The sequence below is a fragment of the Pedobacter sp. AK013 genome (assembly GCF_014205835.1).
Classification (GTDB): Bacteria; Bacteroidota; Bacteroidia; order Sphingobacteriales; family Sphingobacteriaceae; genus Pedobacter.
Genome location: NZ_JACHCQ010000057.1, coordinates 1 through 26184 on the forward strand (window position 1 = coordinate 1; position 26184 = coordinate 26184).

The window sequence follows — 26184 nt, forward strand, 5'->3', positions numbered from 1 at the left end:
GGGGCTTTTTGCTTTGGCGGACCTTATCAAATTAACTCGGCAAAGGGGGGCGTTTTAAAGTGGCGAAGGGGGGGCAATTTGAAGCGGTTTATCCACTAACAGAACAGGAACTGTTTACGTTAAGCGAAAAATATATTGTTGTTCAAAATGTACGCCATGACCTTTTAAGCGAAGGTAGCCTGGAAGATGCCACTCTGCGTTGGAAAGATGAGCTGGATAAGAATCCGGATGATAACTCTTCCTGGTATATGCTGATGCAAAACTACTATCAGTTAAAGGATTATCATCAATGCATAGCGTGTGCCAATAATTATCAGTCGATAAAAGGTGAAGCGATAACGGTGGATTCTGTTCAAAAGGTATATTTTATGCGGGGCATGTCATACCTCTTCTTGGAAGATTATAATCGTGCTAAAGAAAATTTAAATATACTGCTTGGTACCTGCCAACCGCCCGTTAATGAAAGTGATGAAAGTATTGCCTGCAGCACCAATTTGAGTTTGGCACAGTGCAGTTATGCGTTGAAGCAATGGGATGAATCCATCGATTATTCGCTGGCTGCGATAGCCTGTTATGATAGAAATGGATGGCGATGTGATGACACATGGATAAAAGCTGCATTACAATATGCGGATGGCTGTAAAGCTGCCGGAGAAGTTGATGCAGCAATTGAAACAGTGAATAATATCTTGAAAATAGCGCCCCAAAACGAAGAAGCGTTAAAACGAAAACGCGAATGGAAGAGGGGTGGGCTGTTCTCTTTTCTTAAAAGAGGATGAAAAAGTAAACCAATCGCCCTTTTATGGGTTACAGTGTTAGTACAAATATTTAACCTTCTGGAATATGGTATTACCTTTTATTGAGATTATCGAATCGCTTACACCCGATCCTAATTTGCTGATGTGGAAGTTTGCAGATGCAGACAGGGAGATTAAAAATGGAGCCAAGTTAATTGTGCGCGAGAGCCAATCTGCACTTTTATTAAGTGAAGGCCAGTTCGCGGATACATTTATTGCGGGAAAACATGCCTTAAAAACAGAAAATATACCCATACTAACACGCCTGAAAGGTTGGAAATATGGTTTTGAAAGCCCTTTTAAAGCAGATGTTTATTTTTTTAATACACACCAGTTCGTCAATCTTAAATGGGGTACGCCGGTACCTGTTTTGATGAGAGATCCTGCTTTTGGGCAAGTGCGTATTCGGGCTTTCGGTACTTATAATATCCGGATTGCTGATATAAGGCTGTTTTTTAAAGAATATGCAGGTACTTATCCAAACTTAAATATTATTGAGTTGGAAATGCAGCTGCGAGACTTTATAGCACCCAAATTTGCTGAAGTGCTGGCGCAGGCAAATGTAGCTGTACTTGATGCTGCAGGAAATGTTTCAGAACTAAACAAAAAAATACAGCCGCTTATTCAACAATACTTTACCGCCCTGGGGCTTCAGGTAACCCAATTTACGATTACCAGCATTACCCTGCCAGAAGAAGTACTTAAACATTATGATCAGGTTACGGGTATGAATATGGTAACTGATATGAACAGGTTTTCTCAGTTTAGCATAGCCAGTGCCATAGATAAAGAAAACACTGCCATGAGCGAAGCAGCCTTACAGTCAGTTGCCATAGGCATGATCATGAACCAGGCAAAACCGACAGCAGTAACTCCAGTGGAAGATATATCCGCCAAACTCAAAAAAGTGAAGGAGCTTTTTGAAACAGGCCTCATTACAGAAGCTGAGTACACTACTAAAAAAGAAGAATTGTTAAAGCTACTGTAAGCGCAATGGATAAAACAGGAGGAAAAAGAACGCTGACCTACCTGGAGCAGCTGAAACAGAAGACCCTGAACCAGGAAAATTACGGAGGCGTAATAAAAGAAGAAGACGCAAAAATTGAAGTTAGAGATTGTCCTGAATGTGGTGCCGGTCGCGCTTTTAATGCAGGGCTTACTACTTGTGCATATTGTGGCTTTAAGTTCATGGATGTCAGGCTTTCGGATGGTGTTCATATTAAGAAAGAAAATAATTCATAGTTCATGTTTGGTCTGTTTAATAAAAAATACCACAATCCCGAATTGCTTAAAATGATTGCGGAAACACAGGACAGGTGGTTTGTTTTTTTGGATAAGCTGGAAATCAGGATGTATGAAATGTGTACTGCAGCAATGCCAGAGCTTAGGGAAGTTTTTGAGCAGGATACCGACCCGTATAAACGTGCGCATGGACGCATGTTAATGGGACTGCGTGGGCAGGTTAACCAGATGAGGAAGAAGGCCGACCAAGCCAAGGAAGAAAACATTTTCTGCTTTATTGATCAGGCAACATCGCAACTCCCCGGTTTTACTTCTTCCGCAGGCCGTGAATATCATGAAAAGCTCATTACGTTCAGGATGGATTGTATTAACAGGTACGATGCTTTTGAAGAGAAAATGACCTATTATACTTCAATGCTTGATAATGTGGCAGGGGAGCAAGACCTGGAGGCTTTTTACCAGGCGCAACTCACTGTATTTGAAAGTATCCAAAATACATTTGTATGTAAGCAATGCGGAGGAAATATAACTATTGCTAGAATATTTTTTATCGCTACCTATGTTACCTGCCCATTTTGCCAGACACAGAACACCTTCATACCTTCAACTGGGGCACAAATGGTGCTACACCGGGCCCGGAGTCTGGCAGAGCAGCGTACAGCCCATTTGCTTAAGAATTATGAAGAAAGTAAGCCTAAAAGCCATCATCTGTATCAGCAATATTTACGCTGCATGTTTGATGAATGGAATAAGATAGTACCTGATATGACAGCAGAAAACGAGAAGTTTTACCTGCGTTTACTTCAGGATCATGCCCATTCAATTAATCATTATTAAATTATAATCACATGTCTGAAAATTCATTATTAGAACCCATTCACGGTATTACTTTAAAAGATTATAGTGCTGCCTGCGCAAAATTAGGAAACGGATTAAGTGAAGCAGCTATTGCAAAAGCTTTAGGCGTGGAATTACCTGTTTGGCAGTGTATTAAAACCAGATTTTTCTATCTGATTTAACGGAAATCACTATGGACAAACTTAATGCTATCCTGGACGTTTTGCTCAAAATTTATGAACTTATGCAACTGATATACTCTAAGTCCTATGGCCAATTAAAACTGCCGGAGGATCAGATGCTGACCCGGCTTGAAGTGATGGAGTATCTAGGAATAAGTGAAAGCACTTATAAGAGAAAGGTAAGGAAGGGTATTTTAAAACCCAGCAAGCTTCCCGGTGGGGACAGGTTTTATAAAAGTGAGCTGAGAGAGGAGTTTTTAGAAAGTAAACGAAGGGGGAGGATCTGATACGCAATGTTAACAGTGGAGATTCCGATATTCTTTACCGCATTAAAGGATACCTGTAAGGTGGCCTTTTTGTCGTTTAAAGGGGTTTTCTTTTCTAACATAATGATATAAATATACAGAAAAGTCCGTATATTATTGTATTAGAAAAGCACCTGATTAGCTAATCATGTGCTTTTTTTGTTAAAGTTGATCCAAATAACTGCTTACGCTTAGTACATCTAGCGGAAGATAGAATAATTTCAGCTTTCTTGCTTTCGATCGCTGTTATGTGTCCGTTTACTGAAGAAGTGGCCTTATTGTTAAATAAAACCCTATGAATCTCCATTACGTTCCGATTGGTATTGGCCAGCAAAGTTAACATCTCTTCGTATTTTGGACTATCCATAATATCTCTAAGGTTGAAGTAAGCTAGTTCAATGGTAATCATTGAACTAGCAGTAATATTATCTTTGACAGTTCAAGCAAAAAGTTGGGGTATAATCAATTGGAAACGGATTCTTGGTTTTAACATTATCTCATGTCGATAGAGTTACTTCCGCCATGTACAGCATTAAAAAATCACGAGTACTATTCTTAGCAATATTGCTCAAATATTGCGGAAGATCACATAGTTTACGAGCAGAGGCTATAAAACGATTAATATCTACATTTCTGTAAATACGGCTAATTTCTACATGATTCATTATAGAAGAATAATAGGAGGTTACTTGCGATAAAATCTGATTTTGATTTCACGGCGTTGAAAGTGTTTTATAGTATGTCATTAAACTCCTCATTTAAATTTTGTTTAGTCAGTCAGGACTACTTACCTGATGAACGTGCTTTAGTAAGCTCTACCATAGCCTTTAATTTATAAAACTCCTTATCGTCTGATCCTGCATAGCCTATCCCTGTTTGATTGATATTTCCTTTGGCATCAATGATAAATTTCTCAGGCGTCCCCAAAGCACCCAAAGCTTTAAAAATGGCTTCATCGTTATCAAACAACACATTGAGTTTATAGCCCTTCTTATCCATATATGGCTTCGCAACATCCAAGGTCTCGCCCTCATTAATTACAAACAGCTGAAAGGGTTCATCTTTGTAAAAATCAATGGCCCGTTCGAACGCAGGAAATGCTGCGATACAAGGTTTACAAACTGTACTCCAAAAATCAATCACGACTATTTTTCCCTTGTAATCAGACAACTTAACGGCCTTACCATTCATGTCTGTCAAAGTAACATCAGGTAGTGATTTAGTCTCTGCAATCCATTCCTTCTCTACCTCCTTTGCAATTTTCTGGTAAGCTTCGTCTTGCAGTGCAGCGATATACTGTTCCACACCCGAATTGTTACCCTTGGCTTTTTGATAAACTGCTTTTAAGGTGACCAGTGTCTTGGGTGTTGAGATGGCAGTACGCACCGCATTAGATAAGGTATCTAATGCTCGTTGATGCTCGCCAGCTGCAGATAAGATTGCACCAAGACGATTGAGGTAATTGGCCTTAGAATTTCTGAAATAAGCAAAATCTCTGAACGGTGCACTTTCGTCAGACTTTTTAATATTCGTCATGGCGACATCGATATTTCCGAGCCTGGCATTAGCCATCGCGTTTACCTCAAGCAAAACGCTGGTCCGTCCAAACGTATCATCGTGCATTTTCTTTTGTATCTCAGCTAAGATTTCATTTGAAATCTGCTCCACTACAGCAATATTCTTATTGTCGTCCACCCAATACTCCAGCTGATTGCTCAGATCAAATAACTGGAGTGCGGTAAACTTAGGATGGGTATCTTTATAAAATTTATATTTATCAATATTTCCTTTAATCAACCAATCTACTGCAAGCTGCGCACGATATTCATTGTATTGATCTGGCTTGGCAGGATCGGCAGGATGCTTTGCGATCAAGTCGTTATAAAACCGTTCCTCATCCTCTACATTTACAATATTATAAAATTCTTTAGCAAGCTGCTGTGGTGTCCGCTGGGCATAGGCTGAGCCGGTACATAATAACAATAATAAAATTAGCTTTTTCATTCTGTATGTATTAACTGTGTGCTTTAATGATTTCAACCATAGCTTTTAACTTATAGTATTCCCTGTCTGTGGAACCTGCATAACCTGTATTGAAAAATCTGATATTACCCATCGGGTCAAAAACAATCTTGGTAGGGGTTGCCTGAACATCGTATGCTTTATTAGGCTCGTCAAGTAAAACGTCCAATGTAATCCCCTTTTTTGCAATAAAACTTTTAACGGTTGGCTGCTCTTCGAAAATGTTCACGACAAACATCTGGAATTCATCTTTATTGTAATCCGCAATAACCTTTTCAAATCCAGCAAAGGCAGCTACACATGGGGTACACCCGGTCGTCCAAAAGTCTATCGCTAATATCTTACCTTTAAAGTCACCAAGATTCACCATTTCCCCCGCCAGATTTTTCATCGCTACCTGGTTAACAGGTTTTGTTGCACGGAATGAAGTTAGTAAATTTGTCGCATCGCTGGGATCAGGAAATGTACCCTCAAGCGTCTGTTTTGCAATGGTAACATACGATTTCTCAACTTCTTTGTAGTATTTCTGATAAGCTTCTTTTTTTAGTGATTTGAGGTAATCTTCAACCCCGTTATCCGTGCCTTTAACCTTCTTAAAAGCTTCTTTAAACGTTGCAACCATATATGAGTTGGATTCTGCTTCTTTAAATGCTTTCTCTAACAAATCAAATGCCTGCTCATTTTCCCCTGCAGCCAGCATCACTATTGCATGACGATTGAGGTAATTGGATTGTCCATCTCTAAAATATTTTATTAACCGATCTGCGCTGGACTTATCTGTATTAGATTTTGCGATCATTTCCTTTGCCACAATAACATTTCCCAGCTTCGCATTAGCCCCCGCATTTACCTCTAACAAAACCGCTGGTCTAATTGCCATCGCGTCAATTGTACCTTTAGCTAAATCAGCTAAAAGCTCTTTTGAAATTTTCTCTGCATTCGCAAAATCTTTCTTTTCGTCAAAAAGTTTCTCTACTGCATACGAAAGGAACAGCGCTTGGCGGTAATCAAATTTAGGTTTGGTCGCTTTGTAAAATCTGTAACGCTCCACATTGCCCTTGGATAACCATTGCAAAGCCAGTTCAGCACGTAGGTCATTTAAGGCCGTTGGCTCGAGACTTCCAGCTGGCTCTTTGATCACTTCATTATATTTCTTTTCCTGATCTTCAACCTTTTCAATTAACATAAATTGGCTGAGGCCGTATTTGGCTTTTTTCGCTGATTGTTGCGACCAGGCTGAACTGGAAATCAACAGGAACAATAGTATTTTTTTCATTTTATATGATTTTTTTTTTAAAAACTATTTAATCAGTTCGGCAAGCGTGTCATGTAAAGCCTTCCCTCTTAAATCTTTGCCCACGATCTTCCCATTTGGATCAATCAATACGTTAGCAGGGATACTGGAAACGTTATAAGCTTTTGTGACCGGACTTTCAGCGGCTTTGAAATCGCATACTTGTTCCCAGGGAAGTTTATCCTCTGCAATCGCTTTCAACCAGGCTTCTTTTTTCTCATCCAACGAAACGCCTAATACCTGAAATTTTTTGTCTTTATATTTTTCATAAGCGGCCAGCACGTTTGGATTTTCTGCACGGCAAGGCACACACCAGCTGGCCCAAAAGTCTACCAATACGTAACTACCTCTGTACGAAGCCAGCGCTACCGAATTACCCTCGGTATCATTCAACGTAAACTCGGTCGCCAATACGTTACCTGAAACAGCTAGTTTTGCCTCATCCAATTTCGGTTTCCAACCCAATACCTTTTCTGAATGCTGCATTCTTTTGCTAAGGTTATTATACATTGGCTCAATAAGCTTCGGGTTTATTGAACTTTGTGTGAATAAATCCATCAAATCAACACTCATGTAGTTATCTGGGAAACGTTTCACCATATCGGATACCAATACTTCGTAAAATTCCATCCCTCCATCCGCTCCTTTTAGCGATTTACTTCTGGTGATCGCCTCATTGCTATAAGATTCCCAGGCTTTCTGCTCCTTACCGCCGCCTGTGTAGGTCGCTATGCCCGAAGTATCAAATGTGACATTGATATTTCCATCTAAGTAAAACAGCGCCACGTTTTTCATTCCTCCATCCTCTTCCGACTCGGATCTACGCGTCCTTTCACCTGCCTTACGGGGGATGATTAAATTCAATTCCGCCATTTGCGGCCTTCCAATATTGCCGCTGAACTCAAATTTTCCATTGTGAATATTTGTAGTATCTGCCGCATACTTTCCGCCTTTATCGTCCGGTGGATAAGACATCACAGCACGTGTAGCCTTATGAGTAGCTGGAATTTTGCCGGTTATCTTATAACTTGTTTGTGCATTTGATGATGCCGATAGCAGTAAAGCAATTGTTATCGCAATTAATCTGTTCATATATCTTCTTTTTGTAATTTGAATTGCGTACCCGTTAATTATTAGACATTATTTACCCTTGCTCTGGTTTATTAATTTTTCAATTTGCTGAACAAGATCTTCACCCCTGAGGTTGATACCTAGCACAATACCATTTGGATCGATCAACCAATTCTGAGGTATGGCATCAACTCCGTACAGGAGCGCTGCTACATTTTTTTTTGCTTTAAGATCAGTGACTTGTGTCCATGGCATTCCATCGTCCTCGATGGCTTTAATCCAGGCTTTTTTATCGCTATCAATTGAAATTCCTAAAACATCAAATCCTCTGGATTTTAGTGAATTATAGGCTCGTAGAACATTTTTGTTTTCGGCACGGCACGGAAAACACCAACTTGCCCAAAAATCAATTAAAACATATTTTCCCTTAAATGAGGACAGTCTTACTGCTTTTCCGGCCTGGTTATATTGCGTAAAGTCTGGTGCTTGCTTCCCAACGGCAGCACGCTGAGCCTTTTCTAAGATTTTCCCCCAACGCTGACCTTCGGCGCTGCCCTTTACTTCCTTTGTCAATACACTATATAAAGGCTCCAATTTTTTCGCGTCAACGACACCACCAAAATATTCGTCCAGCATACTTAAGGCGATCGAAGAGTTAGGATTATTTTTGATATAGTTCGGATAGACCTCCTCAAACATACGGTGGTATATATCTTTACCTTCTGCTTGAAGGGTATTTAACATCGTAGTATCATTTAGCCTTCTGGCAGAATCCAATTTCACATCAATTTCAGTCATCTTTTTAAGATAAACAGCCAATGCAGCGCGGACTTGATTATATTCTAGATTCGCTTTAGATCCTGAAACAGCTACGTCATCAAAAGACTTACTGTGAATGAGCTGAATATGCTCTGATGGACCAACAAAGATTTTTACATTATCACCATATCGCCGGGTGCTGACTGACATCATTACCATTTGGTCAAGATCACCCGCAAATGAATAATTACCGTTCTGGACTTTAACGGAATCTATTACGAGATCCTCATTTTTCTGATAGAAACTGTAAATGTATTTGCCTTCCTTAACAAGGTCTTGCACTGTTCCAAGCACAATATATGGTTTCTTTTGTGCGTAAGCGCCTGTACATAACAGGATGAACGCAATCAACATTTTTAATTTTTTCATGACTTTTTAAAACTATTAGCTTCTATTGTTCTGCGTTTAATGACCACTGGAAAGCAAGATTTTTCCGATTAATGACTTACGCGCGGCTGTAGCAATGAAACAGACTTAAAAACTCCGTCTGGTAGCTGAATAAATTCCCCTGCCAGACGAAGTACCTCTCAAAGTAGTTGTTAGTCGTTTTCTACTAATTGCGGATGCTGAGCCAGCAATTTTTTTCCAAATTTTAACACCAGGTTTTTAGGCGCAAAGGTTACGGTCTCAACTGTGTTGCCCTCTGCGTCATAAATTTTGTGAGAATAGGAAACTGAATTCCGATAGGCCTCCACCGGATCAGTAGATAACCTACGCATATCATACCAGCGCATCCCTTTCAATGCGAATTCCCTGATCCGCTCCTGCAAAATAAATAGTACAAGATTTTGCTGAGAGGCGGCAATAACTGATGGGACTTCAATTTCATCCTCCGGCATGCGTTTTCCACGTAGTAATTCAAGATCTGATTTTGCTCCCGCAAGATCATTCATCCGTGCTCTGAGTTCCGCCCTCATGAGGTACATATCGGGTAAACTTACGCCCACCTCTGCTTCAAATCTTGGATATCGTCTCATTCCATCGGGGAACACTACATCACCAAACAATTCGCGGTTCGAGTATATTTGCAATCTAAAGTCATTTACGCCATAAAGTGCTCCAGTTTGAGGCGTCGTCACAAATGTATTGGCAGAATTAATATTAAAGGAGTTGATACTCACATTGTATATGCTCTCCATATCTTCATTAATACTTGCTGATGGCATTAGTTCCGGACCGAAGGCATCAGGTCCTGCTGGTAACCATGTTCCATCAGGCCCCAGTGTTTCCTTATAGTCATACAAAGCTGGTGTTCTTGTTGCATTGCTCAATGCAGCAAAGGAATTATCAATATGCACTTTCGCCTGTTCGTATTTGTGCATGTATAGATATGTCCGTGCCAGAATAGCTTCCGCAGCTGCTTTTGACATTTTTCCAGTGTGCGCAAACGGCTTAGTTAAATTCGGTATGGCTTCGTTAAGATCCTGAATGACAAAGTCATAAACTTCCTGAACTGTTGCCCTCTTGTATGAAGTTTTCGTCACATCGGCAGCAATAATGATCGGGACGCCCAAATCAGTCTTGGCGGTGACTTCGTTATAGGGTTTTCCAAATTCATTCACAAAAAGCAGATGGCAAAGGGCTCTGCCCGCTTTTGCCTCAGCCATAATCTGGAGCTTTTGTCCTTCTGTTCCGCCTTTAGACTGCATGACCTCTTCAATGATTTTATTGAAAACATAATTTTGTGTGAGGTAACTTAACTCGGGCAATTGATCAGGTAGTAATGCAGAGCTGCTAAATTCGAATAAACGTTGCCTGTAAACATCAGCTCCACTAAAATAATCATCTTGTGCGGCAACTTCGTCGCCGAGAAATGAGATGGCACTTGAAGCGCTGATCCTGGCAGTGTTAAGCAAGGATTCATAATCTTTCGTATCCTGCGCAACGATCGCCCCTTTGGGCTCCACTTCTAAAAATTCCTTCTTACAGGCGGTCAGTATTACCGATATCGCAGCAAGAAAAAAGAAAACATATTTTCTATTAAAATTATACATAGTTAAACTTCTTTAAAATCTAAAATGAAACATGTGCACCCAAAGTAATTGTACCCTGACCTGTACGTAACGTTCTGCTTGACCCATAAATACCGGCGTTCTGGAATTCCGGATCTATTCCAAACTTATTTGCTTTCCAGAGCATTAAGTTCGACAGCTGAGCACGGAATGTAATTCCGTGTACCTTCAGCCTATCGGCTATCTGTTGAGAAAGGTGAAAGGCAAGTGTGATGTCTCTGACCTTTACAAATGACGCATCAAAAACGTTTGTGTTGGCAGCTGTATAGTATCGAAGATTTCTTTCGCTATTATCCCCACTGTCAGCAATATAACGTGGTATATCTGTTGTCTTTTCATCACCAGGGACTTTCCATCTGTTGGCAAAGTCACTATGCACATTGTTGTACATCGGCTCGCTCCAAAATCCATTTACATCTTTCAACATGACATGGCCGAGGTTGTAAACCAGATTGATATTCAGGGACAAACCTTTAAAGTTGAAAGTATTTGAAAGACCTCCAGCCCAAACCGGCTGAGTGGTACCCATATATTTTACATCTGCTACGGTATTGATTTCCGGATCGGTTGTGATCGTACCATCGGCTAGTCTTATCTGTGGATTACCCTGGTTATTAAGCCCAACATAATCAAATCCAAATTGCGCAAAAGCAGGATAACCTTCTACATAACGCTGACTGATCATCTCTGTGCCGGTTGTGATATTTCCTAACAGGGAAAGACGTTTCACTTTGCTTTTGTTATACCCAAGGGTAAAGCCCGTATTCCAGGAAAAATCCTTGGAAACCATATTTACAGATGTCAAACTGACTTCAAATCCTTTATTATCAATGGCTCCAAGATTCCCGATTACGGTGTTGTAGCCGGAAAATGGACTTACCGGCAAATTGCCTAACAAATCTGTCGTATTTTTTATATATCCCTCAACTGAGCCGATTAATCTTCCTTGAAACATTGCAAAATCAACGCCCACATTCTTGATTACTGTACTTTCCCAGCTTAACTTGTCATTGCCAGGGGTACCGATAAGTAAACCTCTACCGGTAACATAGTATGAGCCGGAGGCAGGATTTAAGATGTCGTAGGAAGTGGCGGTTCCTGGCTGAGGAGCATTTCCTGCTATACCATAGGTAGCTCTCAAGTCTAAACGTGACAACCATGTAATGCTCTTCATAAAGGTTTCCTCACCAAGCAGCCACTTACCCCCAATACTCCAAACAGGTCTGTTCTGTGCAGACTTGTCCGTACCGAAGAGGTTACTTTGGTCATTTCTCCAGCTTCCGTTCAAGGTGTAGCGGCCGAGAAAACTGTAACTAAGATTTGCGTAATATGAACTCGTTCTGATCACCGGGGATTGCCCTCCGGTAAAATTTTCAGCTAAAAAAGTCGATGCATTGGTTATCGTATTTTCTTCAAGTCCCTCGTTTAACATTTGGTAATCGATCGGCTGGCCCGTTTGCAATTTATCGTCCCAGCCCCTTACAATAGTTCGGGTTGATCGCCCGAACTGTGAGGTTGCCTCCTGACCCGCAAGAACGGTAATCTGTTGTTTGTCCCAGTTTTGATCAAAAACAAGCTGGTTCCGAAGGGAGTAATTCTTCTGTAACACGTTACTTTCTGTTAGCCTGCCACCAGAGGAAGGAAGGTAATAAACCGGTGCTTCGCCTGGCAATGCAACAGTAAAGTCAAGCAATTCTCTGCGCACCGCATAGGCTCCTGCATCCAGAAAATTAGTGCTGTTACCAGATAAGATATTATAGCCATAATTACCTTCAAATCTTAGGCTCTTCAGTATCTTTACGATTCCTCCGCCAACAATCCTGCTGTACACCTGCTCACTTTTGTTGTATCCCATATTGCGTTCGTTCAGGGGATTGTACTCCAGGTTGATACCGCTCCGGTTTTGATAATCGAGGCGTCTGGTATCGCTGTACCCGAGCCCTTCGTATTGCCCCATATGGTTAACTGTAAGCGGATTGCCATTTGAATCTTTAAACAACTGGTAGGGTACCAGGTTAGTGCTTAAATCAATGTCGTTAGGTGAAGAATTAAGGTTATTACTGATGTCAGTTATTAAAAAAAGTGAAACTCTTTTGTTAAGCTCAAGATCCTGGCGAAGGTTAAATTTGTACAAATCATCTTTTTGACCGGGTTGATTTGATCTTGTTCCCGTGTAGCTTGCTGATCCATAAAAGGAATATCCTTTACTACCTCCGGATGCTGACAGGGTCTGATTGGTCAGCATGGCGTTACGGTAAAATAAATCTTTGACCTGTGAGCGGTTGTCTATTGAGGCCAGGCTGTCCAGGCTTTTACCTCTTTGCGCAGGAGAAAGCAGGTTATTGTACTGAATGACCTGATGCGGCCTCAGTGCGTCCAGTATTGAGGCCTGACTAAAGGGATACCTGAGTTTGCTTTCCTCAAATACCTCGTTAGCTGCCTGAATAAACTGTCTGCTGTTCAAGCGCTGTAGGTAATCGAGATCAGGTTTACCCTGGAAATTGACAAAGCCGTCATATTCAAATTTCAACTGTTCTCTGGCTTTACCTTTTTTTGTAGTGATTACGATAACACCGTTTGCTGCCCGCGTTCCCCATATAGAAGCCGCGGTAGCATCTTTTAAGACAGATAGATCTTCAACATCCTGCGTATTGATCGCTGAAATATTATCCTGCGGTACACCATCAACAACAATCAGAGGTCCGCGGCTCGCTCCGCCTGAAATTGGGTTCCCAAAAGAGTCATAAAGGCCAATTGTTGCTAAGCCACGGATCAAAAATGGGTTCTGAGTTGAACTTGGGGCATTATTCACGACCAGTCCGGGCACTAATCCGTCGAGCCTGGAAAGGATGCTAGCGCTTCCTGAGCGATTTTTCATGATATCAAGGTCAGGCTTGGAAAACGAACCCGTGCTCCGCTCCCTTGAAATTTGCTGATATCCTGTATTAAATTTAATTTCAACTTCATCCAGTTTTCCTGTTGAAGGTTGCATTTTTATAGTCCCAAGATCCTTGGCTGCATTACGTTGTATCGGCTCATAGCCGATAAAAGCAATAAATATCGTGGCATTGTCACTTACGTTTTGCAAATAAAACTCTCCCTTATCATTGCTAGTTGTTCTGGTTTTTGAATCTTCAATAAATATTGTTGCGCCTGCCAACGGTTTTCCATCTTCATCTACAACCTTTCCACGAACATCGATACGCTCAAGTACAGCAATGATCTTATTTATCAGGGTAGGTTCTTCTTGCTTTTTTATGGTCACAATTTTACCAGCAATCGTGTAAGTTAATGACGAGCCGGCAAGCACTCTTTTCAGTGCTTCATTGATATCTGCGTTCTTTAAAATTATATCAACCGATTTGTTCCTAGGAATAATTTTTCCCTCATAAAAGAAATCGTATTGACTTTGCTTCCTGATATCTTTCAGGAGCAACTCCAAAGAAGCATTTTTCCGGTTGATGGTGATTTGCTGGCCAAAGGTAGCTGCGCTAAGCTGCAAAATGGATGCTATTAATATTACGGTGGTTAAGCGCATAGTCAGCATTAGTTTTGAATAGGGAGATGCATACCTCTCCCAGTATCTGTTAGAAATTTTATACATTTGTTTAGTTTGGTTTAAGTACAGCACTCCTAACTTTCGACGGGCAGGTTGTTGTAGTTGACATTTTTTAATTCCAAGCTGTTCCAGTTCCGACAACGTTGGGACTGGTTTCTTTTTTAGGGTTATAGTAGATTTTTGTGCATGTTGGGAGGTTTAGGTGAATACTTAGGTTTATTTAAAATAGTTCGGTCAGTTTTGCTTCCAGTTCTTTTCCATGCAAATCCACAGCTATAATGTTTCCTTTCTGATCGATTAACAAATTTCTAGGGATAGCAGTGATGTTATATTTTTTACTAATGGCAGATTCAAACCCTTTAAGGTCACTTAAATTTGTCCATTTATATTTATCCGCCTCAACTGCCTTCCTCCAGGCTTTGGCGTCAGAGTCTAATGATACAGCAATTACCTCAAAACCTTTTGGCTTGTATGTATTGTACATTGTAATCAGTTCGCGCCCCTGCGCTCTGCATGGTGCACACCAGCTGGCCCAAAAATCGATGAAAGTATATTTACTTTTTGAGGTGATGTTTTTAGAGAAGATCATTTTGCCATCCATATCAGCCATCTCGAAATCTTCGTATTCAGAAGTACTCACCGCTTTAGTCGATGAACTGGCAGCATCTTCCTCTTTAACCTCTCCGGCATCCTTGCCCTGATCATTTAAGCTTAGGGTAAATTGTTTCTTTGATGGTGGAAGACACATTTGATTGGTGCATGCCATGAATTTAATGGTGAAGGATAATGCAGTCTGCTTCTCAGACTTCAATTTGAGAGTCTGTGTAAAAGTCACACCCTTTGAATAATAGGATAAGTGTGCTTCATCTTTTTGTTCATCACCCTTTTCCTGCATCTCACCAACGAATTCTACATTATCGTTTTGATCGAACAAAAATTCGGTAGGCATTCCCATACTGCCTGCCGAACCTTGAGGATAAATATGGTAAGGTTCTTTTATCGTGGCGTGGAGTTTGATCTGATAGGTTAAAGGTGCCACCTGTTTACTGCTGAAACTCCAGGAAACCGGATGATTATTCTGCGCAAATGCTGAAAATGCCAATTGGCAGATTATTATAGAGAAAATGTATCGTTTCATATTTTTCAATTTTTAATTATTTTCTTACATAGATTTTTTGACCTTCGACCTGAAAATTAACCAAGCCAGAAGCTTCTATAGATTTGAGCACAGTCGATAAGGGCTTATCTCTTGATATCCAGCCGCCGGATTCCATATTATCTGGAACATTTTCATCATAAATAATTTCCATATCGTACCATCTGGCAATTTTTCTCATGGCTGTCTTAAAATCTATATGGTTCAAATAGAAATCACCATTTTTCCAGTCCACAACGTCGTCCAGATCAACTTTTCGTACTTCCATAATCCCGGATTTATTTATCACCTGCTCACCCGGCTTAATTATTTTTAATGAACTACCAGCTTTCACCTTAACAGAACCTTCCAGTAAGGTTGTCGCAATTCCAGGCTCATCTATATAACTATTCACGTTAAAATGTGTTCCTAATACTTCTACTTCCTGGTTGGCCGTTTGTACAATGAAAGGATGTGCTTTGTCCTTAAAAATTTCAAAATAGGCTTCACCTTCAAGCTTCACCCTTCGCATCCCATGGTCGTTCAGGCTAGTAGAGTAGGTTAAACTTGAGGCCGCGTTAAGCCAGACCTTACTCTCATCCGGTAATGTTAAGATGTAGGTTTCTCCTTTGGCGGTGCTTAATGTATTAATCTGATTTGGATTGCCAATTGTTTCTTTGATTTCATAAATAAGCTGTCCGTCTGCTGTTTTAGTTACACTAATACCACCCTCTTTAGCAATTTCACCATTGGCAGCATCAGAAAGTTTGATCTTTTTACCATTTGCTAAAGTCAGGGTCGCACCAAAAAATCCAGGATTTCTATCCTGTGCTGCAAAAACATCATTTTGAGCATGCTTATCATTTTTGTAATTAAAGAAGTAAATACCTAAAACCATTAAAGCAATGGCGGCGGCAATGCCAGTCATACGTAGCCATAGTTTTATAAATCTCCCGGTAACAGGTTTTTCTTTAGCATATATTGAATCCAGAAAATTTCGTTGCTCGGATTCGCTAAGCGCTTCTCCTTTAATCTGCTGATCAAATGCCTGGCCAACCAAATCTTTGAATTCAGCATCATAAAAAGGATCATTAACATAGTCCCAAAATTCTGACTGTTCTAAATCTGAAGCAGAATTATCAAGATAAAGTTTAAGTAATTCCCGAAGTCGTATATTATTCATTGCATATCAATATTATCGTCGTGTTAAGGTAACTTAACCTTTTAATAACATTGACCCATAACTCAATTTCGACGGGGTATCAGAAAAAAATAAATTATTTAATGTATTGATTTTCAGGTTATTTATTTTTTTAAAAAACAACCTGGTGCATTAGATACGCTTAACAAGCTCTTCTAGCGGCAGCGGTAAACCGAAACTTATGATCTGAAAAGACTGAGAATGAAAACGGTATATGCAACTGCATGTTTTTTGAAATGTGCCCTAATCTTTTTTAGCGCATCCTTCATATAGGAATGAACGGTTTGGTGAGAAATCCCCATTTTAATTGCCGCCTCTTCGTATTTCATACCTTCTTGATGACAAAGTACATATACCATTCTTTGTTGGGGTGACAATGTTTCAATCGCCTTGTTCAGTATATTTTCCGCCTCCCGGTAATCCAGCTCATGCGCTGTGGAATCGTTTAAGTTACTAGCCTTCAATCTAAAGACTTCATTAGATTTGATTTCCTGAGAAAGCCGACGAAGCACATTAAAACACTGATGACGCACTATTGTGTTTAAATATGCACCAAAGGTCTCCAGAGTCCGTAGCTTTTCTCTACCTAACCAGATTTTCAGAAAAACGTCCTGAACAATTTCTCTAGCTAAATCATCAGAACGGGTTATCTTTTTACTGAACGCCAAAACATACTTATGATAGTTTTTGAACAAGATTTCGAAAGCACGTTTATCACCCCCAGCTATTTCAGTAAGTATTTCAGCTTCGTTATCAAGAGGTTTGACAGACATACAATAGTTGTTATGATGTAAATTTACCGCTTTTTAAGCACAATAATACTCAATTTCATAATAAAGACTATAAATAATTCTGATTTCCATCTGTTAAAACGTTTAATTTTCAAAGATACCCTCACTTTAAAGAGATTTTGAGATTTTTAAACGGTACAACCTGATCTTAAAGCTTTTTAAGTGAAATAATACTAAATTTCACAACACAGACTATAGTTAGTTCTGATTTCAGTCTGTTAGAATGATTAATCTTCCAAAGAAACCCTCAACTAAAAGAAATCAGGAACTTGTAAAACGGCACAGCCAGATTTTAAATTAAACCAAGTTTTTAATAGAATACGATTTTAATACAAGGCCATCCCATAGAGGAGTTTCGTTTGTTAAAGTTTTGAAAAAACGATTGAAAGAAGCCGGGTCAGAAAAATCTAAACGATAAACAGTTTACCAAAAAAAACTATGAGACTCTTCTTTAGCGTTCGGTAGTTGGCTGCACTCTTACCTCTACCATTTCCTTCCAGATAAGCTATAAACTCAGTGCAGAAAGCTATAAAATCAATCCTGTCATCAGTCTTGGTCTGATACCTTTTTGAGTTCATCGGCATTAAAGAGGTGAAACTTTGAATCAGGGTTATAGTCCGCATGTCCTTCTGGCCTCCTTTTTAAACCCTATTCAAATGTGAGACAATTACCTCTGATATCAAAGTCCATTGTGAACTTCAATAAGCTTGATGCAGTTCTGGTGCATCATATAGGACGTATATTTTTTACAGCCTTAATCCCTTTCGTTTCTTTTGATGGACTTTTTTATTCTCACTGGAATGTGGGGTTTTAATATTCGATTTTGTTGTATGGTGTTCATTTTCAGTAATTAACCCTCTTTGATGGATTCGAGTTTTTTGAGATCTGTTAGAAAATGGTTCGACATTTGTACCGTACAGTCCGAAGATAGACTTGGAGTGTAAATCTCTTAAGTTAAACTTTCAGAATCGGCACCAACTTTTAGCCTCAACAAGTCAGTTTACAATGACTCTAAATCTTTTTATCATTTTAGGAAATAGTATTTGGTTTGTCCCTGTCAAAAAGTCTAATATTTTTCTTTTCCATATTATTCCACTTTCGGAAATTCTGCCTTCAATGTCGCAGATGTTGGGTCACTTTCGGCTCATACAACGACCAATTCAGGCCATTTCAGGCCAAAAATTTCATCAAACTAAATTACTGGATACGTTTGGTCAATGAAACGGGGTAACCTGCTTTAGTACTAACTGTATAACAATCTAAAATTACCTGGATCCATGGTGCTGTCATCAAAAATGCGGTTCCAAATGATCAAGTAAAGGATTTTCTTTTAAAAGATAGTCTTTTATGCTAACGAGAGTAGATAGGTGCCATGCACTTGTTCTTTGAAATTGTGGGATGAAGCATTATTCCGTGAGGAGCGGAAAATTCTTGCGAAGTTGAGATAATTTCAATATGACGAAAGCGCAGAGGCAGGCGACGGCCAGGTCCGTATGGACTTACGTGAGTAATCCCGGTATACCTTATTAAAGATTTATTTTTTTTGTTTTTAGTTTAGGTAGGAGGGGCCATTCGGCCCCTTTTTTTATGCCCTGATTTTTTATAGTTCAGGTACAGGAAATTGGCTCAATATTATAGAAGGGCTGCCAATAAATACTTAGATTTTTTATACTGGCAAGATGTCTTTTTGTCGGACAATAATCCTGCGGATTATACCTCCAAAAAGAATCTTGCCCAAAGCGGAGCATTTGGGGGTGAGAAAACTCGCAACTCGTTTTCTCTTTTAGATGATATCGGAATGGAAGGAAGGAAAAAACAGATAGGAAGACCTCACCTGAAAAACGGTAAGAGAACCAGAAAGATAAGTGTGCGGTTTTCGGAGGAAGAATTTAGTTCTATTGCATCCCTTGAAAAACTTCTGGGCTTAAAAAGGACCGATATCATTAGAAAAAGGGTGCTAGAGGTCAACGTTCAGTTAGTTTTCGATGGACGCTCAGTTTTGGCCAGCATTGATCAGATCGGACTTGAACTTTCCAGAACCGGAAATAATATCAATCAATTGGCCAGGTACGCCAATATACTGAATAAACAGCGGGTACTCTCGCCGGTAATCTTTACCCGGTATAATAAAGAGCTTGATAAACATTCGCTGCTGTTAAAAAGTCTCAATATGGAAATCAGAAGAATGTTGAGGTTGATGGGCAGCTAAGGGGTTATGGTGTTGTGTAGTTAGGTGCATAACCGGTTATGCTGTTTTAATGTCCTATTGTTACGCTGTTATATGGTTGCGGAGCTCCATTGGGATTTTGGTAACCAGTTTGTTCGCTACATAGATTGCTGGTTTTAATATAGCCCGAGAACTGGATATACCGCTAACTGGTTGCAGAGGGAACGGTAAAACAACGGAGCCAGTTATGTTGGTTTATTATAATCCCGTGATCTGATGAGCAGGTTGCAAAGTCACTCAGCTATATGATCGTAAAGATACTCAGCTCTTCTGCAACTTTTGCCGGAGTAAGATACAACCATGAGAAGATGCGCGCTGGAAAGGGAGAGCTTTTGGAGGTGCGGAACTTCGGTAGCCTGATGGGACTGGACAAAATCGGTCCACAGGATTATATCAATTATCTGAAAGCGGTATCAGCGATAAACAAAAGGGTAAATAAACCCCAGTTCCATGCGGTGATCTCTGCAAAGGGAAAAACGACATCGAAACAGGAGCTTTTGGATACTGCCGAAAAGTGGATGGCGGAAATGGGTTATGGTGAAAATCCATATCTGGTGATCTTTCACAACGATACGGAAAATTACCATGTACATATCGTATCGACCAGGATTGATAAGGATGGCAGGAAGATCTCTTCAGCCTTTGAAAAGCTCCGCTCGATCAGGGCATTATCTACAGTGATCAAACGTGAAAAGGTTGATCTGACAAGGCTCGATAAGTTGCTCGGATACAATTTTGATAGTGTTGCACAAGTACGGACGCTATTGGAAGGCTCGGGGTTTGAGGTTCGTTTTGAAAAAGAAAAGATCGAAGTATCCCATTCAGGGAAACTGATTTCAACCTTAAAAGTCACTGATATCGAATCTTTGTGCCAAGATCCGGTCAGGGATAAAAACAGGTGCCGACAGCTGAAGGCTATCTTTTCAAAAATCCTGGCCGAACGTTTGTCCAATCCTGATTTTCTTTCTCCAAAAACCGATATCAGATCAGAACTGCAAGAATTTGCAAGGATGGTCCAAAAGAAAAAGGGCGCTGAACTGATCTTTCACAGTAAGGATGACAAAATCCCTTACGGTTACACTATCATCGATCATTCCAATAAAACGGTGATGAAGGGCTCTGAGGTAATGCATTTGCGTGATGTTCTTGCTTTTATTAATCTTGACCGTCAAAATGATTTAAGGCCTCCGGCTTACAGGATATCTCTTGCAGATCCTTCAGTTGAGGTCAATTATATTCTTTCTGGGTTGGAGGAGGCGAGTTTCTACGAAGAGCCAATCAGGACGCTTGATCTCCAGGAGGATATCGATGATGAGGCCATTCTTGGCCGCAACCGTCAGCGCAAGGGCAAGGCCCGCACAAATACCCGTTAATTTTTTAAACCTTTTTTATTATGCTAATTATTATTGGAAACCAAAAGGGAGGGGCGGGGAAAAGTACGCTCACCCTTTTACTGGCCAACTTTTTAACGCTGGTCAAAAAGCGGAAGGTGACCGTAATCGATATGGACTATCAGCAGTCGCTTGCGCAGAAATACGAAAAAGCCAAATTGGCTGAAACTTTAACCTTAAACAAGCAGTAGATAAATTCAATATACTGAATATGGACAAGCCTGGTTTTAAGGATCAGTTGCTTAAAAGCCTTGAACGTGGAAATCTTCATGAGGTGTCGTTTATGAAGAATGGAAAAGAAACAGCCGGTTTTGTCGCTGCTAACCCACAGTTTAAAACGCTGGACTTTTATGATAAAGATTTAAGCCAGGTTTACAGCAAAGCTGTTGACCGAAGAGAGCCTCCGGTTGCGGTAGGAAGGAATAGCGAGCAGGAAGTTGCACAGGATCAGGCGGCATCTGTGGAAGAAAAAACGGGGAGGGGCAGGTAGATCTGCCCGGAATTTGAGGATACAAGTTGTCCTGTACACGGGGGCTTTGCCCCCGTGCTTTTGCGTGGATAATTTCTTTGGTTGGATGTGTGTAATTGGTTGTAATTAAGGTCTTTATATGATAAACTGATTTGATAATACAAGATTACAAACGATTCTTTCTAGACGAGGCTAACACATAATGTAGTGACGGTTAATCTGGTAACCTAAAATTGATCTTCAAACTGATGTTTCTTTTCCAAGTAGGTGAGTTTGTTCTTAAGCGAAAGGAAAATAAACGCTTGAAGTCCGGTAAATTAAAGAATGACCATCTTGTCGTTCTGGACCACAAGGATTTTACCGTTCTCAAGCTCAAGCCAGCCATAATCGAAGCAAAATTTATAGATGCCTTTCGATGTAATGAGAATCCTGGTCTGGAACTCAAAATTGAAACCGTTGTCCCTTAACAAGAATTCGCTGACAACCTTTGGCTCCCTATTTTCACCATATTGTGCTTTTAATACCTTATGGTTGTTCTGCAGGATGTCTATTATTTTGTGCAGGAAAAGGGGTGCATTCCATTTTTCGGTCTTTAACTGATCACGCCTGGCCCTGTTGCGGCACTGGTCGCTGCAAAAGATTTTATCGCTTCTTCCCTCGAATGTATTGCCGCAGTATTTGTAACTGCAGAGCCGTTGGGTTTCTCTGAGTTGTTGCATCTCGAATAAGTATCAGGGTTTTTCGATCCGGTTTTTATCCGATCGGATCGGATACGCTAATATACAACCGATTAGCTTGAAATCAAATTTCCAATTTTGTCTAAACTTAAAATGATGAACATGGAAAATACTAATCTTGCAACCGAAAACTTTTCCTCTGGGAAGAAAAATTACTTTCTCGATTTTAAGAGAGCGGTAAATGATAACCGTTATCTGTGCATTACCAGAAGCGATCAGCAAAAAAATGGTAACTATAAACGTTCAACTGTTGTGGTCTTTGAGGAAGATTTTCATTTTCTTATTTCCGCAATGTCATCCCTGTTCCATTCAGCGGCATATCTGCATCAGGATAATTATGGTATTGCGGATATGACCTGTCTTAAGAGAGCCAGTAGCCATAGCGGGATTAAATCATGGGATGTAGCGCTAAGGCCCAGGGAAAAATTTGTTTCACTTGGAGCGGAACGGATGAGTGATGCTGAGCTAATGGCGATGCTAATCGGTTCTGGGCAAATAGATGTGAGCGCGGTGGATATCGCGAAAAATATTCTAAAAGCGGTTGGGGGCAGGCTTGATTTGCTGGGCGGTCTGGATCATAAAACGCTGAGCAAATTTAAAGGGATAGGACTGGCAAAGTCCAGTGCTATTCTGGCTGCACTTGAACTGGGGAGGAGGATGTGCGCGGTTTAGTGACTAATATCGACAATTGTAATAGTGCCAATGCTTTAAATAATAGACTGGCGTTTGATAAGGCTCCTGAGCTACGAGGCAATGTAAGCTGCCGGGTCGAGGAGAAGGAGCCAGGATGCAGGAAGGGATCTATTAGGACTTCCATCTTGCCAGTCTTCACTGAAAAGATCCACTGCACATTGCCTGATCATCTACTTAGCTTTTAACCAGAAATACAAGATCTTTTACCCGATCATAAACGATGTCCCTGCAGATATTGAGTATCTTGTGACAGAAAGATGTAGCTGGCTTGGTTATATCGTTTACAAGAGTATTGTGGGTGAACAGGATAGGGGCTTTTTATCATAATCCGATATTTCCGATTCTGCCGGATTTCAAAACCCATCGAGCCTATGGGGCTAAGGGTGCTGATCTTTAGAAAAATTATAGGAACTTAAATAGATATTAAACTATTCAAAGTTCTTGTTCAAGACGATACTTCATTTAACTAAATAAATAATTTAACATAGACCCTTTGATAGTTCATTAATTCGACACTCATCGCGGCTCATAATTAGCTCATATTTGGATTAATTCGAGCCATTTTGGCTCAAAAATTTGCTGCTTCTATTTATTCTGATACGTTTGGGTGGCAAAGTGAATGCTTATTTTAAGTTGGGTATTATATGAATGATATAACTCTTTGATAGATTGATATTAATATATAATAAATTTCAGATTTTAATAAGCATTTGCGATAAATAATTATTGTACAATCTTATCATCGACAACATGGAGATTTCTGAAATCGTTACAAAAGCAGATATAAAACAGCTCAAGGAAGATATTTTTGAGGAATTACGACGGAATAGGTTTTTTGGCGCAAAAGCGCCTTCTAAAAAAGAATGGCTGAAAAGTTATGAGGTCTGTGGTCTACTCTCCATTTCAAAGGGAACTTTAAGCAGCTATAGACGAAGGGGGATTGTAAGGTATTCTAAAATCGGTGGACTTATGTACTACAAATATGAAGACATAGAGGCCTTGTTACTAAAGAAGTAACAGTGCTTATCTTGATAAAACCTATTAGGTAAATACAAAACTATTCAGAGTTAATCGATCAACAGTGCTAGGCGATGTAGTAGTCAAACACCGGATAATGACTGCAATTGAGGCATTCAGTTGACTAAAATCATATTATAATATGATTTTATGGTCAAAAAACCAGTGGATTGGATCATTTTCTTTAAAAATCTTATTATAATGTGATTTTTGTTGTTTTTAAGCGAAATGTTTTCTACTTTTATTGAAAATCATATTATAATGGTAAAAACGGTTGGCGATCTTTTATTGGAGCGGCGTAAGGAGCTGAAAATGACACAGCCTTACCTAGCCGAACTTGCTGGCGTTAGTATCAATACGCTTTATAAGATTGAACGCAATGAAGGAAATCCAACTTTAGAAGTTTTAAGGCGTATCGGACTCATTTTGGGCCTAGAGGTAACCTTCAAACTGGCGGAATCAAACGAAGATAATCTATGAGAAAGGCAGGTGTATTTTTGAATAACAGATTGGCAGGGTATTTATCTGAATACAATAGGAATGATTATGTTTTCAGGTATGAGGATGAATACTTTATTGATAGTGCACTGCCTGCAATCAGCTTAACTCTGCCGAAGGAGAAACAGGAGTTTAGAAGCAGTTCTCTGTTCCCTTTTTTCTATAATATGCTTTCAGAAGGGGTAAACAAGAAAATGCAGGCCAGGCAGTTTCGGCTTGATGAAAACGATGCATTTGGACTGCTTTTGAAAACAGCTGGGGAGGATACGATTGGTGCAGTTACCGTTAAAGAAATAATAGAATGAAGATCATAAATGATCCTGGGACGCTCGCCGGAGGTTTTGATACTTATAGCCCACTTGCCAGACGCAGGCTCTTCGGTGGAAGAGAGGTAAGTCACATTCTGCCTTACGCTGCCCCCGGTAAAGATGATAGGGACGAAGAGATTTTTCTGGAAAACCGTAAGCGGATCTCTATTTCAGGGGTACAGGAAAAACTCTCGGTGCTCCGCTTTGGTAAGGAGCTCAGGTTGACCAGGCAGGGTGAACAGGGAACATATATCTTAAAGCCAATTCCCAGGGACATTAAAATGCCTGCACAGGTACCTGCGAATGAACATTTGACCATGCAGATTGCAAAACAGGTCTATGGTATTGCCACCGCGGAGAACGCCCTTATTTTCTTTAAAGGCGGTGAGCCGGCATACATTACCCTGAGGTTTGATGTAAAGCCAGATGGAACTAAATGGCGGATGGAGGATTTTGCAAGCCTTGCGGGGAAGGTAGGTAATGATGGAAATGCTGATTATAAGTATGACTATAATTATGAATCTTTAGCCGCGCTTATCCGTCAATTCGTTCCGGCATGGCGGGTAGAGATCGAAAAGTTCTTCCGGTTAGTAGTATTCAATTATCTTTTTTCCAACGGCGATGCCCATCTCAAGAATTTTTCAATTATTGAGACCAGTCAGGGTGATTTCGTCTTAAGTCCGGCTTATGATCTGCTAAATACCAAAATCCATGTCAACGATTCGGATTTTGGCCTCAATGGCGGCCTGTTCGCGGATGGTTACAAATCAGCCTATCAAAGGACACAAGGCCATGTGGCTGGGTCCGACTTTATTGAATTTGGCAGACGGATCGGTATTCAAGAAAAGCGTATTGAGAAATTACTCGCTCCTTTCAGGGAGCGCAGTGAGCTGGTCGAGAGCCTGACTGATCGTTCTTTCCTTGAGAGCAGCCAGAAAAAAACGTATCTTTTTGGTTATAATCGCAAGCGAAAGCTTCTGAACAAATAACAATTTAAGGGTGTCCCATTTCCTAACCCTTAAACAAACCATATAAGATGGATGCTTTATGGTTAAAATCTCCTTTCACCTGTCATCTTTGATATGGGGCATAATCCCCCTCAATAGTTACCAAATTACATACCTGGATGGGACGCCTTCTTTAATTTCGCGACCATACCACAGTCTCTAGCGGGCGCCGCTTTCTTTTTTAAGAATTTCATTATTTCTACGTAAATTGCAGTCACAAAAACAGATTTTCGGTTAGTTATCGAGATAAAAATTAAACAAAAATCTAGGGTGAAAAGCGATAAAAAAATAGTTGCCCAAATCGTAACCATATAAAAATAGAGTGTTTTAAGTATTTGATATCTAGTTTGTTAGGAGTTTGTTTCGCTTCCTGCCATCCCGACAAAGACAGATACAAATTGTGTCAAAAACCCTCTAAATGGTTCATTTAGGGGGTTTTGTTTTTTTATTCGGCATAGTTTGGGACAAAGAATATGGATCAAGCGGAAAAGTTGGGGGGATTAGAATAATTTGTTTCTTTGTAGTATTACAACAATTATAACTTCCCTTGAATCAAGCCGAACAAACCCT

26 protein-coding genes are annotated in these 26184 nt (G+C 40.1%); 15 read left to right on the forward strand and 11 right to left on the reverse strand.

Going from position 1 to position 26184, the window contains the following annotated elements; all coding sequences use genetic code 11:
- The first annotated feature begins 59 nt into the window (after positions 1–59).
- The 6 genes from HDC90_RS23995 to HDC90_RS24020 all read left to right on the forward strand — a co-directional run bounded on the left by HDC90_RS23995 (position 60) and on the right by HDC90_RS24020 (position 3345).
- Positions 60–779: a lipopolysaccharide assembly protein LapB gene (locus HDC90_RS23995; RefSeq protein WP_184470996.1), complete on the forward strand. Its 720-nt coding sequence runs from the start codon at positions 60–62 to the stop codon at positions 777–779.
- Positions 780–843: 64 nt separating this feature from the next.
- Positions 844–1785, forward strand: a complete 942-nt coding sequence (locus HDC90_RS24000) for an SPFH domain-containing protein (RefSeq protein ID WP_184470998.1) — start codon at positions 844–846, stop codon at positions 1783–1785.
- Positions 1786–1790: 5 nt separating this feature from the next.
- A complete protein-coding gene (locus HDC90_RS24005; protein ID WP_184471000.1) occupies positions 1791–2039 on the forward strand; it encodes a hypothetical protein in 249 nt (82 codons plus the stop codon).
- Positions 2040–2042: 3 nt separating this feature from the next.
- Positions 2043–2876 (forward strand): hypothetical protein, encoded by an 834-nt coding sequence (locus HDC90_RS24010; protein ID WP_184471002.1) that lies wholly within the window; start codon positions 2043–2045, stop codon positions 2874–2876.
- Between the two features lie 11 nt (positions 2877–2887).
- Positions 2888–3058, forward strand: a complete 171-nt coding sequence (locus HDC90_RS24015; RefSeq protein ID WP_184471004.1) for a hypothetical protein — start codon at positions 2888–2890, stop codon at positions 3056–3058.
- Between the two features lie 11 nt (positions 3059–3069).
- On the forward strand, positions 3070–3345 hold the full coding sequence (locus tag HDC90_RS24020) for an AlpA family transcriptional regulator (RefSeq protein ID WP_184471007.1): 276 nt from the start codon (positions 3070–3072) through the stop codon (positions 3343–3345).
- Positions 3346–3505: 160 nt separating this feature from the next.
- Here the strand turns inward: HDC90_RS24020 and HDC90_RS24025 are convergent, their stop codons facing one another.
- The 10 genes from HDC90_RS24025 to HDC90_RS24070 form a co-directional block, all read right to left on the reverse strand.
- Entirely contained in the window at positions 3506–3730 is a 225-nt protein-coding gene (locus tag HDC90_RS24025; RefSeq protein WP_184471009.1) for a hypothetical protein, read from the reverse strand.
- Positions 3731–4146: 416 nt separating this feature from the next.
- Positions 4147–5367 carry a TlpA disulfide reductase family protein gene (locus HDC90_RS24030; protein WP_184471011.1) on the reverse strand — a complete coding sequence of 407 codons (1221 nt, stop codon included), beginning with the start codon at positions 5365–5367 and terminating at the stop codon, positions 4147–4149.
- A 10-nt stretch (positions 5368–5377) separates the two neighbouring features.
- A complete protein-coding gene (locus HDC90_RS24035) occupies positions 5378–6661 on the reverse strand; it encodes a TlpA disulfide reductase family protein (protein WP_184471013.1) in 1284 nt (427 codons plus the stop codon).
- Positions 6662–6685: 24 nt separating this feature from the next.
- Positions 6686–7771, reverse strand: coding sequence for a TlpA disulfide reductase family protein (locus HDC90_RS24040; protein WP_184471015.1), 1086 nt, complete (start codon positions 7769–7771; stop codon positions 6686–6688).
- A gap of 48 nt (positions 7772–7819) precedes the next feature.
- Positions 7820–8938 (reverse strand): TlpA disulfide reductase family protein, encoded by a 1119-nt coding sequence (locus tag HDC90_RS24045; RefSeq protein WP_184471017.1) that lies wholly within the window; start codon positions 8936–8938, stop codon positions 7820–7822.
- Positions 8939–9108: 170 nt separating this feature from the next.
- Positions 9109–10563: a RagB/SusD family nutrient uptake outer membrane protein gene (locus tag HDC90_RS24050; RefSeq protein WP_184471019.1), complete on the reverse strand. Its 1455-nt coding sequence runs from the start codon at positions 10561–10563 to the stop codon at positions 9109–9111.
- Positions 10564–10582: 19 nt separating this feature from the next.
- Positions 10583–14185: a SusC/RagA family TonB-linked outer membrane protein gene (locus HDC90_RS24055; RefSeq protein ID WP_184471021.1), complete on the reverse strand. Its 3603-nt coding sequence runs from the start codon at positions 14183–14185 to the stop codon at positions 10583–10585.
- Between the two features lie 175 nt (positions 14186–14360).
- On the reverse strand, positions 14361–15278 hold the full coding sequence (locus tag HDC90_RS24060; protein WP_184471023.1) for a TlpA disulfide reductase family protein: 918 nt from the start codon (positions 15276–15278) through the stop codon (positions 14361–14363).
- Between the two features lie 16 nt (positions 15279–15294).
- On the reverse strand, positions 15295–16458 hold the full coding sequence (locus HDC90_RS24065; protein ID WP_184471025.1) for a FecR family protein: 1164 nt from the start codon (positions 16456–16458) through the stop codon (positions 15295–15297).
- A 197-nt stretch (positions 16459–16655) separates the two neighbouring features.
- Entirely contained in the window at positions 16656–17249 is a 594-nt protein-coding gene (locus HDC90_RS24070; RefSeq protein WP_184471027.1) for an RNA polymerase sigma factor, read from the reverse strand.
- Between the two features lie 1816 nt (positions 17250–19065).
- Here HDC90_RS24070 and mobC point away from each other — a divergent pair.
- From mobC to HDC90_RS24090, 4 genes are all read left to right on the forward strand, one after another.
- Positions 19066–19476: a plasmid mobilization relaxosome protein MobC gene (gene mobC, locus HDC90_RS24075; protein WP_184471029.1), complete on the forward strand. Its 411-nt coding sequence runs from the start codon at positions 19066–19068 to the stop codon at positions 19474–19476.
- A gap of 263 nt (positions 19477–19739) precedes the next feature.
- The gene (locus HDC90_RS24080) at positions 19740–20867 is read left to right on the forward strand and encodes a relaxase/mobilization nuclease domain-containing protein (RefSeq protein ID WP_184471031.1); all 1128 of its coding nucleotides are present in this window, start codon (positions 19740–19742) and stop codon (positions 20865–20867) included.
- A 20-nt stretch (positions 20868–20887) separates the two neighbouring features.
- On the forward strand, positions 20888–21076 hold the full coding sequence (locus HDC90_RS24085) for a ParA family protein (protein WP_255497834.1): 189 nt from the start codon (positions 20888–20890) through the stop codon (positions 21074–21076).
- A 20-nt stretch (positions 21077–21096) separates the two neighbouring features.
- Positions 21097–21375, forward strand: a complete 279-nt coding sequence (locus tag HDC90_RS24090) for a hypothetical protein (protein ID WP_184471033.1) — start codon at positions 21097–21099, stop codon at positions 21373–21375.
- A gap of 296 nt (positions 21376–21671) precedes the next feature.
- Here HDC90_RS24090 and HDC90_RS24095 read toward each other — a convergent pair whose 3' ends face one another.
- Positions 21672–22073: a hypothetical protein gene (locus tag HDC90_RS24095; protein WP_184471035.1), complete on the reverse strand. Its 402-nt coding sequence runs from the start codon at positions 22071–22073 to the stop codon at positions 21672–21674.
- Between the two features lie 120 nt (positions 22074–22193).
- On the opposite strand from HDC90_RS24095, the gene HDC90_RS24100 reads away from it, so the two are divergent.
- The 5 genes from HDC90_RS24100 (at position 22194) to HDC90_RS24120 (ending at position 25596) form a co-directional block, all read left to right on the forward strand.
- Complete coding sequence (locus tag HDC90_RS24100; protein ID WP_184471037.1) at positions 22194–22763, forward strand: UPF0758 domain-containing protein; 570 nt, start codon at positions 22194–22196, stop codon at positions 22761–22763.
- Positions 22764–23534: 771 nt separating this feature from the next.
- The gene (locus tag HDC90_RS24105) at positions 23535–23801 is read left to right on the forward strand and encodes a helix-turn-helix domain-containing protein (protein ID WP_184471039.1); all 267 of its coding nucleotides are present in this window, start codon (positions 23535–23537) and stop codon (positions 23799–23801) included.
- 261 nt (positions 23802–24062) lie between these two features.
- Positions 24063–24281, forward strand: coding sequence for a helix-turn-helix transcriptional regulator (locus tag HDC90_RS24110; RefSeq protein ID WP_184471041.1), 219 nt, complete (start codon positions 24063–24065; stop codon positions 24279–24281).
- Complete coding sequence (locus HDC90_RS24115) at positions 24278–24604, forward strand: HipA N-terminal domain-containing protein (RefSeq protein WP_184471043.1); 327 nt, start codon at positions 24278–24280, stop codon at positions 24602–24604. The genes HDC90_RS24110 and HDC90_RS24115 overlap by 4 nt, the downstream gene beginning before the upstream one ends.
- Complete coding sequence (locus HDC90_RS24120) at positions 24601–25596, forward strand: type II toxin-antitoxin system HipA family toxin (protein ID WP_184471045.1); 996 nt, start codon at positions 24601–24603, stop codon at positions 25594–25596. The genes HDC90_RS24115 and HDC90_RS24120 overlap by 4 nt, the downstream gene beginning before the upstream one ends.
- The last annotated feature ends 588 nt before the right edge of the window (positions 25597–26184 follow it).

What these genes read in the sequence shown, in the direction of transcription:
- HDC90_RS24005 (WP_184471000.1), top strand. Translation starts at nt 1,791, where the DNA reads ATGGATAAAACAGGAGGAAAAAGAACGCTGACCTACCTGGAGCAGCTG.
- HDC90_RS24035 (WP_184471013.1), bottom strand. Translation starts at nt 6,661, where the DNA reads ATGAAAAAAATACTATTGTTCCTGTTGATTTCCAGTTCAGCCTGGTCG.
- HDC90_RS24025 (WP_184471009.1), bottom strand. Translation starts at nt 3,730, where the DNA reads ATGGATAGTCCAAAATACGAAGAGATGTTAACTTTGCTGGCCAATACC.
- HDC90_RS24020 (WP_184471007.1), top strand. Translation starts at nt 3,070, where the DNA reads ATGGACAAACTTAATGCTATCCTGGACGTTTTGCTCAAAATTTATGAA.
- HDC90_RS24000 (WP_184470998.1), top strand. Translation starts at nt 844, where the DNA reads ATGGTATTACCTTTTATTGAGATTATCGAATCGCTTACACCCGATCCT.
- HDC90_RS24085 (WP_255497834.1), top strand. Translation starts at nt 20,888, where the DNA reads ATGCTAATTATTATTGGAAACCAAAAGGGAGGGGCGGGGAAAAGTACG.
- HDC90_RS24030 (WP_184471011.1), bottom strand. Translation starts at nt 5,367, where the DNA reads ATGAAAAAGCTAATTTTATTATTGTTATTATGTACCGGCTCAGCCTAT.
- mobC (WP_184471029.1), top strand. Translation starts at nt 19,066, where the DNA reads ATGGAAGGAAGGAAAAAACAGATAGGAAGACCTCACCTGAAAAACGGT.
- HDC90_RS24100 (WP_184471037.1), top strand. Translation starts at nt 22,194, where the DNA reads ATGGAAAATACTAATCTTGCAACCGAAAACTTTTCCTCTGGGAAGAAA.
- HDC90_RS24060 (WP_184471023.1), bottom strand. Translation starts at nt 15,278, where the DNA reads ATGAAACGATACATTTTCTCTATAATAATCTGCCAATTGGCATTTTCA.
- HDC90_RS24045 (WP_184471017.1), bottom strand. Translation starts at nt 8,938, where the DNA reads ATGAAAAAATTAAAAATGTTGATTGCGTTCATCCTGTTATGTACAGGC.
- HDC90_RS24090 (WP_184471033.1), top strand. Translation starts at nt 21,097, where the DNA reads ATGGACAAGCCTGGTTTTAAGGATCAGTTGCTTAAAAGCCTTGAACGT.
- HDC90_RS24065 (WP_184471025.1), bottom strand. Translation starts at nt 16,458, where the DNA reads ATGAATAATATACGACTTCGGGAATTACTTAAACTTTATCTTGATAAT.
- HDC90_RS24080 (WP_184471031.1), top strand. Translation starts at nt 19,740, where the DNA reads ATGATCGTAAAGATACTCAGCTCTTCTGCAACTTTTGCCGGAGTAAGA.
- HDC90_RS24050 (WP_184471019.1), bottom strand. Translation starts at nt 10,563, where the DNA reads ATGTATAATTTTAATAGAAAATATGTTTTCTTTTTTCTTGCTGCGATA.
- HDC90_RS24095 (WP_184471035.1), bottom strand. Translation starts at nt 22,073, where the DNA reads ATGCAACAACTCAGAGAAACCCAACGGCTCTGCAGTTACAAATACTGC.
- HDC90_RS24015 (WP_184471004.1), top strand. Translation starts at nt 2,888, where the DNA reads ATGTCTGAAAATTCATTATTAGAACCCATTCACGGTATTACTTTAAAA.
- HDC90_RS24055 (WP_184471021.1), bottom strand. Translation starts at nt 14,185, where the DNA reads ATGTATAAAATTTCTAACAGATACTGGGAGAGGTATGCATCTCCCTAT.
- HDC90_RS24010 (WP_184471002.1), top strand. Translation starts at nt 2,043, where the DNA reads ATGTTTGGTCTGTTTAATAAAAAATACCACAATCCCGAATTGCTTAAA.
- HDC90_RS24070 (WP_184471027.1), bottom strand. Translation starts at nt 17,249, where the DNA reads ATGTCTGTCAAACCTCTTGATAACGAAGCTGAAATACTTACTGAAATA.
- HDC90_RS24115 (WP_184471043.1), top strand. Translation starts at nt 24,278, where the DNA reads ATGAGAAAGGCAGGTGTATTTTTGAATAACAGATTGGCAGGGTATTTA.
- HDC90_RS24110 (WP_184471041.1), top strand. Translation starts at nt 24,063, where the DNA reads ATGGTAAAAACGGTTGGCGATCTTTTATTGGAGCGGCGTAAGGAGCTG.
- HDC90_RS24120 (WP_184471045.1), top strand. Translation starts at nt 24,601, where the DNA reads ATGAAGATCATAAATGATCCTGGGACGCTCGCCGGAGGTTTTGATACT.
- HDC90_RS24105 (WP_184471039.1), top strand. Translation starts at nt 23,535, where the DNA reads ATGGAGATTTCTGAAATCGTTACAAAAGCAGATATAAAACAGCTCAAG.
- HDC90_RS24040 (WP_184471015.1), bottom strand. Translation starts at nt 7,771, where the DNA reads ATGAACAGATTAATTGCGATAACAATTGCTTTACTGCTATCGGCATCA.